14 protein-coding genes and 1 riboswitch are annotated in these 14,356 nt (G+C 62.7%); of the genes, 9 read left to right on the top strand and 5 right to left on the bottom strand.

The genetic code is table 11. The features are described 5' to 3' along the window. Positions 1-107: 107 nt before the first annotated feature. Positions 108-1,085, bottom strand: coding sequence for a DMT family transporter (locus AB1495_RS06625; RefSeq protein WP_005850952.1), 978 nt, complete (start codon positions 1,083-1,085; stop codon positions 108-110). A 101-nt stretch (positions 1,086-1,186) separates the two neighbouring features. Then, complete coding sequence (gene aroC / locus AB1495_RS06620) at positions 1,187-2,287, bottom strand: chorismate synthase (RefSeq protein WP_009825804.1); 1,101 nt, start codon at positions 2,285-2,287, stop codon at positions 1,187-1,189. A 92-nt stretch (positions 2,288-2,379) separates the two neighbouring features. Beyond that, positions 2,380-2,479, top strand: a riboswitch (TPP riboswitch). A gap of 34 nt (positions 2,480-2,513) precedes the next feature. Between aroC and thiB the strand changes: the two genes are divergently transcribed. From thiB to AB1495_RS06605, 3 genes are read left to right on the top strand one after another with little or no spacing between them, the layout of a single operon-like run. Continuing rightward, positions 2,514-3,491 (top strand): thiamine ABC transporter substrate binding subunit, encoded by a 978-nt coding sequence (thiB, locus tag AB1495_RS06615; RefSeq protein WP_074636243.1) that lies wholly within the window; start codon positions 2,514-2,516, stop codon positions 3,489-3,491. Beyond that, on the top strand, positions 3,467-5,023 hold the full coding sequence (locus tag AB1495_RS06610; protein WP_074636244.1) for a thiamine/thiamine pyrophosphate ABC transporter permease ThiP: 1,557 nt from the start codon (positions 3,467-3,469) through the stop codon (positions 5,021-5,023). Before thiB ends, AB1495_RS06610 begins: the two co-directional genes overlap by 25 nt. Beyond that, positions 5,010-5,702 carry an ATP-binding cassette domain-containing protein gene (locus tag AB1495_RS06605; protein WP_074636293.1) on the top strand — a complete coding sequence of 231 codons (693 nt, stop codon included), beginning with the start codon at positions 5,010-5,012 and terminating at the stop codon, positions 5,700-5,702. The genes AB1495_RS06610 and AB1495_RS06605 overlap by 14 nt, the downstream gene beginning before the upstream one ends. On the opposite strand, the gene AB1495_RS06600 is transcribed toward AB1495_RS06605, so the two are convergent. From AB1495_RS06600 to AB1495_RS06590, 3 genes are read right to left on the bottom strand one after another with little or no spacing between them, the layout of a single operon-like run. Continuing rightward, positions 5,703-6,287, bottom strand: coding sequence for an exopolysaccharide biosynthesis protein (locus AB1495_RS06600; RefSeq protein WP_009825800.1), 585 nt, complete (start codon positions 6,285-6,287; stop codon positions 5,703-5,705). It abuts the gene before it with no gap. A gap of 14 nt (positions 6,288-6,301) precedes the next feature. Beyond that, positions 6,302-7,156, bottom strand: a complete 855-nt coding sequence (locus AB1495_RS06595) for an SDR family oxidoreductase (RefSeq protein ID WP_074636246.1) — start codon at positions 7,154-7,156, stop codon at positions 6,302-6,304. A 12-nt stretch (positions 7,157-7,168) separates the two neighbouring features. Then, complete coding sequence (locus AB1495_RS06590; protein ID WP_074636249.1) at positions 7,169-8,434, bottom strand: glycosyltransferase family 4 protein; 1,266 nt, start codon at positions 8,432-8,434, stop codon at positions 7,169-7,171. 121 nt (positions 8,435-8,555) lie between these two features. Between AB1495_RS06590 and ade the strand changes: the two genes are divergently transcribed. From ade to msrA, 6 genes are all read left to right on the top strand, one after another. Then, a complete protein-coding gene (ade, locus tag AB1495_RS06585) occupies positions 8,556-10,358 on the top strand; it encodes an adenine deaminase (RefSeq protein ID WP_074636251.1) in 1,803 nt (600 codons plus the stop codon). After that, the gene (locus tag AB1495_RS06580) at positions 10,355-11,818 is read left to right on the top strand and encodes an AMP nucleosidase (RefSeq protein WP_005850943.1); all 1,464 of its coding nucleotides are present in this window, start codon (positions 10,355-10,357) and stop codon (positions 11,816-11,818) included. Before ade ends, AB1495_RS06580 begins: the two co-directional genes overlap by 4 nt. Before the next feature lie 129 nt (positions 11,819-11,947). After that, positions 11,948-12,238 (top strand): HU family DNA-binding protein, encoded by a 291-nt coding sequence (locus AB1495_RS06575; RefSeq protein ID WP_235183739.1) that lies wholly within the window; start codon positions 11,948-11,950, stop codon positions 12,236-12,238. A gap of 144 nt (positions 12,239-12,382) precedes the next feature. Beyond that, positions 12,383-13,252, top strand: coding sequence for a DMT family transporter (locus AB1495_RS06570; protein WP_074636253.1), 870 nt, complete (start codon positions 12,383-12,385; stop codon positions 13,250-13,252). 120 nt (positions 13,253-13,372) lie between these two features. Continuing rightward, entirely contained in the window at positions 13,373-13,822 is a 450-nt protein-coding gene (msrB, locus tag AB1495_RS06565; RefSeq protein WP_037954063.1) for a peptide-methionine (R)-S-oxide reductase MsrB, read from the top strand. After that, a complete protein-coding gene (gene msrA, locus AB1495_RS06560; RefSeq protein ID WP_037942922.1) occupies positions 13,819-14,328 on the top strand; it encodes a peptide-methionine (S)-S-oxide reductase MsrA in 510 nt (169 codons plus the stop codon). Before msrB ends, msrA begins: the two co-directional genes overlap by 4 nt. Positions 14,329-14,356 lie beyond the last annotated feature (28 nt).

Raw genomic sequence — 14,356 nt, 5'->3', positions numbered from 1 at the left:
CTTCCCTCCCAGAAAACAGGGTGCAGCACCGACGGGATATCCGCTGCTCCACACCCTAGAGGGTTAGGCTAACATGAAATTCAATCAGGGCACGTAATTTCAACCGGTCAGCTGGGCGTTCCCTGCGGCGTGCTGCTGGCCTTGGATTTGGATCGATCCAGTCCCAACTGCCGTTCCCGCCAGATGATCGCGGCACCGCCGGCGATGACCAGACCGGCACCGATTAGGATTGCAGGCGTCGGGATTTCGCTGAAAAGCACCCAGCCGATCATCACCGCGAACAGCATAGAGGCATAGTCGAACGGGGCGAGCATCGACACCGGGCCAAAGCGGTAAGAGGCCGTGATCATGATCTGCGACACCCCGCCGATCATGCCCGACAGGATCAACAGCGCCGAGACTTGCCAACCGGGGTTCACCCACCAAAGCGGCTCCCAGTTGATCACCATGCCTGCGGGCAGCGTGAGGAACGACAGGCAGGTCGCGGTGAGCGAGAAATAGAACACGATGGCCGCCGTGCTGTCGGTTTGCACCAATCGGCGCACGTGGATCTGGACAAGCGCGCGCATGATCGACGCGGCAACCACCATCATCGCCCCCAGCATGGCAAGCTGCGACACGCTATCCCCGCCTACGGTAAAGCGGGGATACAGAACGATCAGCACGCCGATCAGCCCCACGGCCACCGCAGACAGTCGGAACACACGCACCTGTTCGCCCAGGAATATCGCGGCGAAGATGACCGTGAAAAGCGGCGTGGCATAGCCGATCGCGGTGACCTCTGGCAGGGGCAGCAGGCTAAGCCCGGCAAAGGTCAGCGCCATCGCCGTGGTCCCGAAAACGCCGCGCCAGACGTGGCCCATCAGATTGCTTGGCTTCAGCCCGTCGCGCAGGTCGCCGCTTTGCCATAGCCACAGGATGATCATCGGGAAGGCAAAGAACGACCGGTAGAACACCGCTTGGGCGGCGGGCACGGTGGCCGTCGCGATCTTGATGAGGGCCGCCATGACCGAGAACAGAAAGACCGCCCCCAGTTTAAGGGCGATGGCCCGGCCGGGGCGGTGCTCTGTCGTGGTGCTTTGCATGGCGCATGCTTGCGCCTGCAGGTTTCAAGTTGCAAGACCCCGCGTCAACTTGCGCGTCGTATTCCCGCCAACATGCGGAAAATCCAAGCGTTCCGCGCGACTTAGCCGATGATGCCGCGGTTTTCGCCGACCTGACCGCGGTGCAACAGCATATGGTCAAGCAGCACGCAGGCCATCATCGCTTCGCCCACCGGCACGGCGCGGATGCCGACGCAGGGGTCATGGCGGCCTTTGGTAATGATCTGCGTATCTTCGCCGGTCTTGGTGATTGTCTTGCGTGTGGTCAGGATGCTTGACGTTGGCTTGACCGCGAAACGCAGCACGATGTCCTGACCGGTGCTGATGCCGCCCAGAATACCGCCCGCGTGGTTCGACGAATAGACAGGGCCATCGGGGCCCATGCTGATCTCGTCCGCGTTCAGCTCTCCGGTCAGCATGGCGGCGGACATGCCTTCGCCAATCTCCACGCCTTTGACGGCGTTGATGCTCATCATCGCGGCGGCAAGATCGGTGTCGAGCTTGCCATAGACCGGCGCGCCAAGGCCCGCGGGCACGCCGCGCGCTGTCACCTCGATGATCGCACCGACGGAGGATCCGGATTTGCGCAGACCGTCCAGATACGCCGCCCACTCTTCTGCCGCTTTGGCGTCGGGCACCCAGAACGGGTTCTGTTCGATCTGGTCCCAGTCAAACGCGTCGCGGTCGATCTTGTGCGGGCCCATCTGCACCATGTAGCCGGTGATCTGCACATTCGGTGCAATCGCCTTGATCGCTTCGCGCGCAAGGCCACCCGCCGCCACACGCGACGCGGTTTCACGTGCCGAGGACCGCCCGCCCCCGCGATAATCGCGGATGCCGTATTTCTGGAAATAGGTGATGTCGGCGTGACCGGGGCGGAACTTGTCCTTGATGTCGCCGTAGTCCTTGGACCGCTGGTCGGTGTTCTCGATCATCAGCTGAATCGGCGTGCCGGTGGTGACGCCTTCGAACACGCCCGACAAAATACGCACCTCATCCGCCTCGCGGCGCTGTGTGGTGTATTTGTTCTGGCCGGGTTTGCGCTTGTCCATCCAGTGCTGGATCATCTCTTCGGTGATCGTCACACCGGGAGGGCAGCCGTCCACCGTGGCCCCCAAAGCAGGCCCGTGGCTTTCGCCCCAGGTGGTCACGCGGAAAAGATGGCCAAAGCTGTTGATCGACATGGGCGGTGCTCCTTTGGCGGTGATCCTTAACGGGGGCTGCACCATGCCTCAAGGGGTTTCACCTTGCGCGCGGGCGACAGGCGTTCTACCGATAAGATACCTCGGGGGGCCTGACAGGCTGAGATGTGCGCGCACGGACCCGTTGAACCTGAACCGGTTAACACCGGCGGAGGGAAGGTCTGGATACACCTCCAACGCTTTCTGACGCCGCATTTTGGAGGATGCCATGAAGTATCTTACACTTGCTGCCACCACGCTTTTCGCCACGCAAGCATGGGCCGAGACGCCCGAACTGGTGGTCTATACCTACGACAGCTTTGTCGCCGAATGGGGCCCCGGCCCCGTGATCGAAGCGGCCTTCGAGGCCGAATGCGCCTGCGATCTGAAATTCGTCGGCATGGGCGATGGCGCGGCGCTGCTGGCGCGGCTCAAGCTGGAAGGCGCGCGGTCTGACGCCGATCTGGTGCTGGGGCTTGATACCAGCCTGATCGCGGCGGCCAAGGAAACAGGGTTGTTCGCGCCCGCCACAGTGAACGCGGATTATGACCTGCCGGTCACATGGGAGGACGACAGCTTTGCTCCCTACGACTGGGGTTATTTCGCCTTCGTCCATAACGCCGATCTGACCCCGCCCGCGAATTTTCGCGCTCTGGCCGACAGTGACCTCAAGATCGTGATCCAGGACCCGCGGTCCTCTACCCCCGGGCTGGGCCTGCTGATGTGGGTCAAGGACGCTTATGGCGACGAGGCCCCTGCGATCTGGGAAGGCCTGGCGGATAACGTCGTGACCGTGACCAAGGGCTGGTCCGAAGCCTACGGCCTGTTTCTTGAAGGCGAGGCCGACATGGTGCTGAGCTATACCACATCCCCCGCCTACCACCTGATCGCCGAAGAGGACACGACCAAAGCCGCCGCCGCTTTTGACGAAGGCCATTACATGCAGATCGAAGTGGTCGGCAAACTGGCGGGCAGCGACCAGCCCGAGCTGGCCGATCAGTTCATGCAGTTCATGGTATCGGACGCGGCGCAATCGGTGCTGCCCACGACCAACTGGATGTACCCTGCCGTCACGCCCCAAGGCGGGCTGCCCGAAGGCTTTGAACAGTTGATCGAACCGGGCAAGGCGCTGCTGATCCCGAACGATGACGTGCCCGCCCTGCGCGAGGAAGCATTGGCCGAATGGCTCTCCGCGCTGTCGCAATAAGCACGAAGACCGGCATCAGCGCCGCCATTCTGGTTGCGGCGCTGATCCTTGCTGCGGTGGGGGCGGTGCTGTGGCGGGCCGAGTTCGGCAGCGGGCTTGGCCCGGCCGATTGGTCCGCGATCCGGTTTACCGTGTTACAGGCCGCGCTTTCCGCCCTGCTGTCTACCGTGCTGGCAATCCCTGTCGCCCGCGCCTTGGCGCGACGGCGCTTTGTCGGGCGCGGGCTACTGGTCACGCTGCTGGGGGCACCGTTCATCCTGCCGGTGATTGTCGCCGTGCTGGGGGTGCTTGCGGTCTTTGGCCGCGCGGGCTGGCTCAATGCGGCGCTGGCGGCGGTCGGATTGCCCGGCATCACGATCTACGGGCTGCACGGCGTGGTGCTGGCGCATGTCTTCTTTAACCTCCCGCTGGCCACGCGGCTGTTGTTGCAGGCATGGCAGACCGTGCCCGCGGAACGGTTCCGGCTGGCCGCACAGCTTGGCCTGACCCCGCGCGCGGTATTTCGCAGCATCGAGCGTCCCCTCCTGCGGCAAATCCTGCCCGGCACCGCAGCGTTGATCTTTGTGATCTGCCTGACCAGCTTTGCCGTGGCGCTGACCCTCGGCGGCGGTCCCCGCGCCACGACGATCGAGCTTGCGATCTATCAGGCGTTCCGTTTCGACTTTGACCTGAACCGTGCAGCGCTGCTGTCGCTGGTGCAGCTTGGGCTTGCGGGCAGCACCGCCGCGCTGGCGCTGTGGATCATTCCCGCGATCAGTCTGGGCGGCGGGCAGGACCGCCCCCTGCACCGCTGGGACGCACGTGGTGGGCTGCAACGCGGGCTCGACGCGCTGTTCATCACGTTGGCGGCGGGGTTTCTGCTGCTGCCCCTGACCTCGGTCGTGCTGCGCGGGGCGATCGGCCTGCCGCAAATGCCCGCCAGCGTGTGGCAGGCAGCGGGCACCTCACTCATCGTGGCGCTGATCAGCGTGGTGGTCTTGCTGGCTTTGGCCCTGCCCCTTGCCGGATGGATCGCGACCCGCGCCCGCGGCGGGGTAGAGGCGGTGGGCCTCTTGGGGCTTGCGGCCTCTCCGCTGATGATCGGCACTGGCTGGTTCATTCTGATCAACCCTGTCGCCAGCCCCTTTGCGCTGGCCCTGCCCGTCACGGCGCTGGTCAATGCGCTGATGGCCCTGCCCTTTGCCCTGCGTATTCTGGTGCCCCGCCTGCGCGACACGGTGCAGATCTATGGCCGGCAGGCGCAGATGCTGGGGCTGACCGGATGGCCGCTTTGGCGCTGGCTGATCCTGCCACGCTTGCGCCCGCAGATCGGCTTTGCCGCAGGGCTGACCGGTGCCCTGTCGATGGGCGATCTGGGGGTCATCGCCTTGTTCGCCGACCCCGACAGTGCCACCCTGCCGCTGGAAATGTACCGCTTGATGGGGGCCTACCGGATGGAGGCCGCGGCCGGTGCCGCCCTGATCCTGCTGGCGCTGTCGCTTGGGATTTTCTGGATATTCGACAAGGGAGGGCGCTGGCATGCTGACGCTTGAGACCGCACAGATCACCCAGGGCAGCTTTACCCTGCACGCCGACCTGACCCTAGCGCCCGCGCAGACCTATGCGGTGATCGGCCCCTCGGGTGCGGGGAAATCCACCCTGCTGGGGGCGCTTTGCGGGTTCATTCCGCTCAGGTCCGGCAGGCTGCTGTGGCGGGGCAAAGACATCACCCAAGCCGCCCCCGGTGCGCGGCCGATGACGATGCTTTTTCAGGATAACAACCTCTTTCCCCATCTCAGCGTGATGCAGAATGTGGGGCTGGGGCTGCGCCCCGACCTGCGGCTCGGCACTGCGGAACAAACCCGTGTACACGAGGCGCTCGATCGCGTCGGGCTGCAGGGGATGGCCGGGCGCAAACCCTCCGAGCTTTCCGGCGGGCAGCAAAGCCGTGTGGCCCTCGCACGGGTGCTGGTACAAGCCCGCCCGCTTGTGCTGCTCGACGAACCCTTTGCCGCACTTGGCCCCGCTTTGCGCAACGACATGCTGGATCTGGTGGCCGCCCTCGCCGCAGAGACCAAAGCCGCGTTGATCATGGTCACCCACGCCCCCGAGGACGTGCGCCGTATCGCGGATCAGGTGATCTTTGTCGAAGGTGGCACCGCGCATCCGCCGCAGCCTGCCGCAGCGTTGATGGACAACCCGCCCGACGCGCTGCGCGCCTATCTGGGGTAATCAGAAAATGACGGCGTAAAAGGTCAGCGATGTCAGCAGGATTGTCAGATACCCCAGCAGCACATAAAGCCCGTCACGGGTGAACAGACCAAAGGCAAACAGCGCCACCGTTCCGCCCCCGAAGGACGACGCGAAGGGCACGAATTCAAGCAAGGGCCAGCCCACAGGCAGGATCACGCAGGTCACCAACGTCAGCAGACGCATCGGGCCTGTCGTCAGAAACTGGAGCCTTTTGCCCGAGTGGCGATCAAAAAACGCCGCGGGCTTGCGCAGCCACCGCACGCAGAACAGCAACCGGGATGACTTGACCTCGCGGCGCAGCAGGAACTGCGGCAACCACAGACGTTTGCGCCCATAGACCGCCTGCGCCGACAGCACGATGATCACCATCGCCATGAAACTGGACACACCAAAGACACCAGACAGCGGCGACACCAACAGCAACGCGGCCAGCAGAATGAACGGGAGCAGGGACCGCTCTCCGAATTCGTTCAGCACATCGTTGATCGTGACCATCTCGCGGCTGGCCGCTTGTTCCATCCCGTCCAGCAGATGGGTGAGGCTACGCTCCTCGATATTGTGCATATACCCCCCAAAGGTCAGCTGTCTTGTGCAAGTAATGCCGCCAGCCCGGCCCGATAGGTGGGGAACTGCGGTGCCCAGCCTAACGCCTGCTTGATACGGTCGTTCCGAACCTTCTTGCTTTCCGCGTAAAAGCTGCGGGCCATCGGGGTCATATCGGCCTGATCAAAGGGGATCGCGGGGGGCACGGGCAGGCCAAGCAGCTCTGCCGCGTGGGCGATCACGTCTTGCGGTGGCGCGGGGTCATCGTCGCACAGATTATAGACCGCGCCCGGGTCGGGCCGCTGCAAGGACAGCTCAAGCGCTTGGGCAATATCCTCGACATGGATGCGAGAGAAGACCTGCCCCTGCTTGATGATCCGCCGCGCCGTTCCGGCCCGCACCTTGGCAAAGGGACCGCGTCCGGGGCCATAGATCCCTGCGAGGCGAAAGATATGCAGCGGCAGATCGGGGATCGCCTGCCACCGTGCCTCTGCCGTGACACGGGCGCGTCCGCGCTTGGTCGATGGTGTCAGCGGCGTGTCCTCGTCCACCCAATCGCCGTCGTGGTCACCGTAAACGCCTGTTGTCGACAGGTAGCCGACCCACCGCAGATCGGACGCGGCGCGGGTGACCGCATCCTCGACCGCATTCAAGACCGGATCGCCTGCGCTGTCCGGTCCCGCCGAGACGAGCACATTGGGAAACTGCGCGATCAACGCCCCCAGATCGGCCCCCGGCCAGACGACGGGTTCAACGCCTGTGTCCGCGATGGCATCTGCCTTGTCGGGACTGCGCGTGGTGCCGACGATGCGCCAGCCCTGCGGCACCAGCCGTGCGGCAAGGGCGCGCGCGCTAAAGCCATGCCCGATCGACAGCAGCGTTTTCTCCATGAGGCGTCCTTTCTATGTGGTGGCGGTCCGGGGCAAGGCAATCCGCTGCCCTTCGGGGACCAATGCATTCATCTGCGCGATATGTTCCGGCAGACATTTGGTCAGGAAGTCGTACGTCTGGACCACATGCGCCCGCGCCGCAGGCCCCAGATGCGCATAGGCCGCCGGATTGCCCAGCACATCCGCCACCTGATCGCCCAGCGCATCGGGATCGAAGAAATCGCACAGCAGACCGGTTTCGCCGTGGGTAATCGCCTCGCGCACGGGGGCCACGTCAGAGCCGACAATCGTCGCGCCCATCGCCATCGCCTCGAGCAGGGACCACGACAGCACAAATGGCATGGTCAGATAAAGATGGCAGCGGCTGATCTGTATCACCTTCTGGTAGTCCTCGTAGGACAGCTTGCCCAGAAAATGCACCCGCGACCAATCGACGTGCTTGCCCACCTCTGCCTCCATCTCGGCGCGCAGGCCCCCGGGGTGTTTGCTTTTGCCGCCATAAGAGGTGTCGTTGCCCCCCACCACCAACACCCGCGCATCGGGGCGTTGTTTCAGAATACGTGGCAATGCGCGCATGAACACATGAAAACCCCGCGTGCGTTCAAGGTTGCGCGACACAAAGGTCAGCACCTCGTCATCCTTGGTCAGGGCGCGATCCATCCGCCCCAGCTTGAGCGTCACCGCCGGATCGGGGCGCAGCTGGTCTGTGCGTATCCCGTCGTGACAAACATAAAGCTTGCGATGAAAGCTTTGCGGAAAACGGTCGCGCTGCCAGTAGGTCGGGCTGAGCCCGACATCGACGGTTTCGATATTGGCCAGCGGCACGGCATTGCGCGCGTGCAACAGAAAGGGGGTATTCTCGGTCACGGGGTCTTCGGGGTCGAACCCAACAGGGCCGCCGGTGTCGCTGTAGTAATACTCGAAGAAGCCGATGATCGGGACATCGGGCCAGATCTGCTTGAAAAACGTCAGCTCCCCCCAGCCCACATGCCCCACCACGATATCGGGCTTGAACCCTTCGCGGGTCTCGATCTGTTTGGCCGCGCGGGCGGCCCCCAAGCCGTTGCCGGTAGATTCCTCCCAGTTCTTCGACAGCCCATAGGCATTCTCTGCCGGTCTGTGATGCGCCTTGTAGACCCGTGTCTCGACGCCATCAAAACGGGGCGGATTTTTGCGTTGGGTCAGGAAATAGATCTGGTGTGTGCGTTGATCGGCCAGCCATTGCACCAGCTCGCGGTATTGGCCGGGCATATTCTGGTGCACAAACATGATCTTCATGGGGTCGCCTTATGTCCTGTCGGTTGCAGACAGTTAGCCCAGTCGGCACGGACAGTGCAAACGCCACGGCGCTGGACGGCTCTGGCTTGAACCTCGGGCGATCTTCGTGTCAACGTCAGGTATGAAAGAACACACATTCCCCTCGTGGCCCGATGTGGCCGATCAACTGGTCGCTGTTGCGGCAGGACGCAGCGCTGCGGATACGATTATCACCGGCGGTAGCTGGGTCAACGTGCACACGCGCGAAACCCTGCCGGACCATGATATCGCGATCAAGGCGGGGCGCATTGCCTTTGTCGGGCCGGACGCCAGCCACTGCAAAGGCGACACGACCAAGGTGATCGAGGCAAAGGGCCGCTATATGATCCCCGGCCTGTGTGACGGGCATATGCACATCGAAAGCGGTATGCTGACGCCGGCGGAATTCGCCCGCGCTGTGATCCCCCATGGCACCACGTCGATGTTCACCGACCCGCATGAGATCGCCAATGTGCTGGGGCTGGAAGGCGTGCGCATGATGCATGACGAAGCCCTGATGCAGCCGGTGAACATCTTCACCCAGATGCCGTCCTGTGCGCCCTCTGCCCCCGGTCTGGAAACCACCGGCTTTGAAATCACGGCAGAGGATGTCGCCGAGGCCATGCACTGGCCCGGTATCATCGGTCTGGGCGAGATGATGAACTTCCCCGGAGTGACCGCGGGCGACCCCAAGATGTTGGCCGAGATCGCCGCGACGCAACGCGCGGGCAAGACTGTGGGCGGGCACTATGCCTCCCCCGATCTGGGGCCCGCCTTTGCGGCCTATGTGGCGGGCGGCCCTGCGGATGATCACGAGGGCACCTGCGAGGCGGATGCCATTGCGCGGATGCGTCAGGGGATGCGGTCGATGATCCGGCTGGGGTCCGCGTGGTATGACGTTGAAACACAGATCACCGCGATCACCGAAAAAGGCCTGGATTCGCGCAACATGATCCTGTGCACCGATGACTGCCATTCCGGCACCTTGGTGAATGACGGTCATATGAACCGCGTGGTGCGCCATGCCATCGACTGCGGCTGCGATCCTTTGGTCGCGCTGCAAATGGCGACGATCAACACCGCGACCCACTTTGGGCTGGAACGCGAGATCGGATCGCTGACGCCCGGACGACGTGCAGATGTGATCCTGACCTCTGACCTCAAGACACTCCCCATCGAGACGGTGATCGCGCGGGGACAGATCGTGGCCGAGGATGGCGCGTGTCTGGTAGACTGCCCGCATTACGACTGGCCGCCCCACGCGCGGCAGACCGTCAACATGGGCAAAGCCCTTGGCGCGGATGATTTCCAGATCACCGCACCTGCGGGGGCCAATGCCGTCACCGCGAATGTGATCGGCGTGGTCGAGAATCAGGCCCCCACCCGCGCGCTGAAATTCGAGCTGCCGGTGACCGAAGACCGCGTGCAGTCCACGGGAGAAGTGTGCCAGATCGCGCTGGTCGAACGGCACCGCGGCACCGGCACTGTCGTCAACGCGCTGGTCTCGGGCTTTGGCTATCAGGGGCCGATGGCGATGGCGTCCACCGTGGCGCATGACAGTCACCACATGATCGTGGTGGGCACCGATACCGAGCATATGGCGATGGCCGCGAACCGTCTGCCCGAGGTTGGCGGCGGGATCACCATCTTCAAGGACGGGGCAGAGCTGGCCATGGTCGAGCTGCCGATCGCCGGCCTGATGTCCGACAACCCCGCCTCCGACGTCGCCGCCAAGACCGAGGCGATGATGCAGGCAATGCGCGACTGTGGCTGCACGCTGAACAACGCCTATATGCAGCATTCGCTTTTGGCGCTTGTTGTCATTCCCGAATTGCGCATCTCTGACCTCGGCTTGGTCGATGTGCGCAGTTTTGAATTTATTCCTTTGTTAGAGCCTGTTTCATGACCAGAATCCTGACCCCAGACGCCCGCCCCGCCGAACAGTTCACCGATGCTGCTGCCGCCGTTGCACGGCTGATCGAGCTATACAGCCAAGCGACAGGCTTCCTGAGCGCGCATTTCCAGAAGGCGATGGACAGCGCCGCACCGGAAACGCGGATCAGGGCCTTCTACCCCGAGATCCGGTTTACCACCTCCAGCTATGCGCAGGTGGATTCACGGCTGTCGTTCGGCCATGTGTCGTCCCCCGGCACCTTCTCGGCCACGATCACGCGGCCAGAATTGTTCAAACATTACCTGACACAACAAATCCGTCTGCTGATCGAAAACCACGGCCAGCCCGTGACCATCGCGGTATCCGACACGCCAATCCCCGTGCATTTCGCGGTCAGCAACGACGACAGCGTGACCATCCCGCAGGAAGGTGCCGCGGATTTCACCCTGCGCGATGTGTTTGACGTGCCGGACCTGAGCACAACCAATGACGACATCGTCAACGGCACCTATCTGCCGCTGGACAACGTGCGCCCGCTGGCCCCCTTCACCGCGCAGCGCGTCGATTATTCGCTGGCACGGCTGACGCATTACACCGCAACCGATCCCGAACATTTCCAAAGTCACGTGCTGTTCACCAACTACCAGTTCTACGTCACCGAGTTCGAGGAATACGCCCGCGCTATGTTGCGCGACCCCGATAGCGGCTACACGTCCTTCGTCTCTACCGGCAATGTCGAGATTTCGGACGGCGACGCGCCGCTGCCTGCGTCGGTCAAGACTCCGCAGATGCCGACCTACCACCTCAAGCGCGCGAACGGGTCCGGGATCACGCTGGTCAACATCGGCGTCGGCCCATCCAACGCGAAAACCGCGACCGACCACATCGCCGTGCTGCGGCCCCATGCGTGGCTGATGGTCGGGCACTGTGCCGGTTTGCGCAACACACAGGCGCTTGGGGATTTCGTGCTGGCGCATGGCTATCTGCGCGAGGATCACGTGCTGGACGACGACCTGCCGGTCTGGGTTCCGATCCCCGCGCTGGCCGAGATCCAGATCGCGCTGGAGGACGCCGTTGAACAGGTCACCCAGCTTGAGGGCTACGAGTTGAAGCGGATCATGCGCACGGGCACCGTTGCCACCATCGACAACCGCAACTGGGAATTGCGCGATCAATCCGGTCCGGTGCAACGGCTCAGCCAGTCGCGCGCCGTGGCGCTGGATATGGAAAGCGCAACGATTGCGGCCAACGGCTACCGCTTCCGGGTGCCCTACGGCACGCTTCTATGCGTCTCGGACAAACCCCTGCATGGTGAATTGAAGCTGCCCGGTATGGCGTCTGATTTCTACAAAACGCAGGTCGCACGACACTTGATGATAGGTATTCGCGCGATGGAACAGCTGCGCGATATGCCGCTAGAGCGGTTGCATAGCCGAAAATTGCGCTCGTTTGACGAAACTGCCTTTCTCTGAAGGCCGAAATCGGCTGAAAATAGCATGTTTTCGCGGTTTCTTGCGACCTATTCGTTGTGTTCAGCCACAACATACCGTTACATTCTGCGCGTGAGGCCCTAATCCGGGCGGACGAAGGAGAAAAACAAGATGGCAACTAAACCAATGACAAAAACCCAGCTCGTCGCGGCTTTGGCTGAGGAAATGGGCGAAGACAAGAAAACAGCAAGCGCGGCACTGGACGCGGTTTGCGCGTTGATCACCAAAGAAGTCTCCGGCGGTGGCGCTGTGACACTTCCCGGCATTGGCAAAATCTACTGCCGCGAACGCCCCGAGCGTATGGTGCGCAACCCTGCCACCGGCGAACAGTTCAAGAAAGACGCGGACAAGGTTGTTAAGATGACCATCGCGAAAGCGCTGAAAGACAGCGTTAACGAATAAGACTGATCACAGTCTGTTCTGACAAAGGGTCGCCCACGGGCGGCCCTTTGCGTTTGGCGCAGGTCTGCGTTGCGCTGAATGCGCTTGCCCCTGTCGGACAACTGCGGAAGTCTCCGCCCACTGGAAAACCTGAAAGGTCCCCTCATGGATATACGTGCAATTCTCATGGGGCTGGCCTTCGCCGTCATGTGGTCCTCTGCCTTTACGTCGGCGCGGATTATCGTCGCGGACGCGTCCCCCTTGATGGCTTTGTCGGCGCGGTATCTGATCTCTGGCCTGATCGGCGTGGGGATCGCGCTGGCGCTTGGTCAGACGTGGCGGCTGACGCGCGCGCAATGGCGGGCAACGATCATTTTCGGCGTGCTGCAAAACGCGGTCTATCTGGGGATGAACTTTGTCGCGATGCAGACCGTACAGGCGTCACTGGCGGCGATCATCGCCTCGACCATGCCGTTGCTGGTCGGTCTGGCGACATGGCTGTTTCTGGGGGAAAAGCTCAAGCCGTTGGGCATTGCAGGGCTGATCGCCGGTGTGATCGGCGTGGCCATCATTATGGGGGCACGGATCAGCGGCGGCGTCGATCTGACAGGGCTGCTGCTATGCGGCGTCGGTGTGGTCGCGCTATCAGCGGCGACCCTGCTGGTGCGCGGTGCGACCTCTGGCGGGAACTTCCTGATGGTGGTGGGCTTGCAGATGCTTGTCGGCTGTGTGGCGCTGTCGATTGCGACCTTGCTGTTCGAGACGCCGCACATCAGCCCAAGCTGGCCGCTGGCGCTGGCGTTCCTGTATACCTGTCTGGTGCCGGGGCTGCTGGCGACGGTGGTCTGGTTCTGGCTGGTCAACCGTATCGGAGCCACCCGCGCCGCGACCTTCCATTTCCTCAATCCGTTTTTCGGAGTGGCGATTGCCTGGCTTTTGCTGGGCGAACCGCTGGGGGTTCAGGATATCATCGGCGTCGCCGTGATTGCCCTGGGTATTCTCGCGGTTCAGGTCTCGCGGCAGCGCCGGGCCTGACCTGCAAGCCAAGGGGTTGGGCGATAGGCGGGCGGTCACAGATCGGTGCGTCGGTGCATTACCCCTTTGAAAAACCCGCGCAGGCCCCATTTAATGTATCAAACCGCAAAGGAGCCTCGCATGCCGACCTATGAAAAGACCGACGCCGCCATTAACGCTCTGTCCCCCGAAGAATTCCGTGTCACCCAGCAGAACGGCACCGAACGGCCGGGCACGGGCAAGCTGCTCGATAACAAAGAGCCGGGCATCTACGTAGACATCGTCTCTGGCGAGCCGCTGTTCGCGTCCTCGGACAAATACGACTCCGGCTGCGGCTGGCCGAGCTTTACCAAACCCATCGAACCGGCCCATGTCGCCGAACTGCGTGACGCGTCGCTGGGGATGATCCGCACCGAGGTGCGCAGCGCCCATGGGGACAGCCATCTGGGCCACGTTTTCCCCGACGGTCCCGCGGATCGTGGCGGGCTGCGCTATTGCATCAATTCCGCCTCGTTGCGCTTTATTCATCGTGACGACATGCAAGACGCAGGCTATGGCGATTATATCAACCAAGTGGAGGATGTAGCATGAGCGAACAACGCGCAGTACTGGCCGGAGGATGCTTTTGGGGCATGCAGGACCTGATCCGCAAACGCGAGGGGGTTCTATCGACCCGCGTGGGCTATTCGGGCGGCGATGTGCCCAATGCCACCTACCGCGACCACGGCACCCATGCCGAGGCGATCGAGGTGATGTTTGACGACGACGTGATCAGCTATCGTGATCTGCTGGAACTGTTTTTCCAGATCCACGACCCGACAACGCTGAACCGTCAGGGCAATGACCGCGGGCTGAGCTATCGTTCGGCGATCTACTATGTCGACGAGGACCAGAAAGCCACGGCGCTGGACACCATTGCCGATGTCGAAGCATCGGGCATCTGGCCGGGCAAAGTCGTGACAGAGGTAGAACCCGTGAGCGATTTCTGGGAAGCAGAGCCCGAGCATCAGGATTATCTGGAGCGTATTCCAAACGGCTATACCTGCCACTTCCCGCGCCCCGATTGGGTCCTGCCCAAACGCGCGGCAGCAGAATAAACGCAAAACGGCGCAGCCCCTCGGGTTT

The sequence above is a fragment of the Sulfitobacter pontiacus genome, assembly GCF_040790665.1.
Classification (GTDB): domain Bacteria; phylum Pseudomonadota; class Alphaproteobacteria; order Rhodobacterales; family Rhodobacteraceae; genus Sulfitobacter; species Sulfitobacter pontiacus.
This window is presented reverse-complemented; position numbering and strand designations above follow the sequence as displayed.

What these genes read in the sequence shown, in the direction of transcription:
- AB1495_RS06610 (WP_074636244.1), top strand. Translation starts at nt 3,467, where the DNA reads ATGGCTCTCCGCGCTGTCGCAATAAGCACGAAGACCGGCATCAGCGCC.
- thiB (WP_074636243.1), top strand. Translation starts at nt 2,514, where the DNA reads ATGAAGTATCTTACACTTGCTGCCACCACGCTTTTCGCCACGCAAGCA.
- AB1495_RS06625 (WP_005850952.1), bottom strand. Translation starts at nt 1,085, where the DNA reads ATGCAAAGCACCACGACAGAGCACCGCCCCGGCCGGGCCATCGCCCTT.
- AB1495_RS06590 (WP_074636249.1), bottom strand. Translation starts at nt 8,434, where the DNA reads ATGAAGATCATGTTTGTGCACCAGAATATGCCCGGCCAATACCGCGAG.
- AB1495_RS06575 (WP_235183739.1), top strand. Translation starts at nt 11,948, where the DNA reads ATGGCAACTAAACCAATGACAAAAACCCAGCTCGTCGCGGCTTTGGCT.
- AB1495_RS06595 (WP_074636246.1), bottom strand. Translation starts at nt 7,156, where the DNA reads ATGGAGAAAACGCTGCTGTCGATCGGGCATGGCTTTAGCGCGCGCGCC.
- AB1495_RS06605 (WP_074636293.1), top strand. Translation starts at nt 5,010, where the DNA reads ATGCTGACGCTTGAGACCGCACAGATCACCCAGGGCAGCTTTACCCTG.
- ade (WP_074636251.1), top strand. Translation starts at nt 8,556, where the DNA reads ATGAAAGAACACACATTCCCCTCGTGGCCCGATGTGGCCGATCAACTG.
- msrB (WP_037954063.1), top strand. Translation starts at nt 13,373, where the DNA reads ATGCCGACCTATGAAAAGACCGACGCCGCCATTAACGCTCTGTCCCCC.
- AB1495_RS06570 (WP_074636253.1), top strand. Translation starts at nt 12,383, where the DNA reads ATGGATATACGTGCAATTCTCATGGGGCTGGCCTTCGCCGTCATGTGG.
- aroC (WP_009825804.1), bottom strand. Translation starts at nt 2,287, where the DNA reads ATGTCGATCAACAGCTTTGGCCATCTTTTCCGCGTGACCACCTGGGGC.
- msrA (WP_037942922.1), top strand. Translation starts at nt 13,819, where the DNA reads ATGAGCGAACAACGCGCAGTACTGGCCGGAGGATGCTTTTGGGGCATG.
- AB1495_RS06600 (WP_009825800.1), bottom strand. Translation starts at nt 6,287, where the DNA reads ATGCACAATATCGAGGAGCGTAGCCTCACCCATCTGCTGGACGGGATG.
- AB1495_RS06580 (WP_005850943.1), top strand. Translation starts at nt 10,355, where the DNA reads ATGACCAGAATCCTGACCCCAGACGCCCGCCCCGCCGAACAGTTCACC.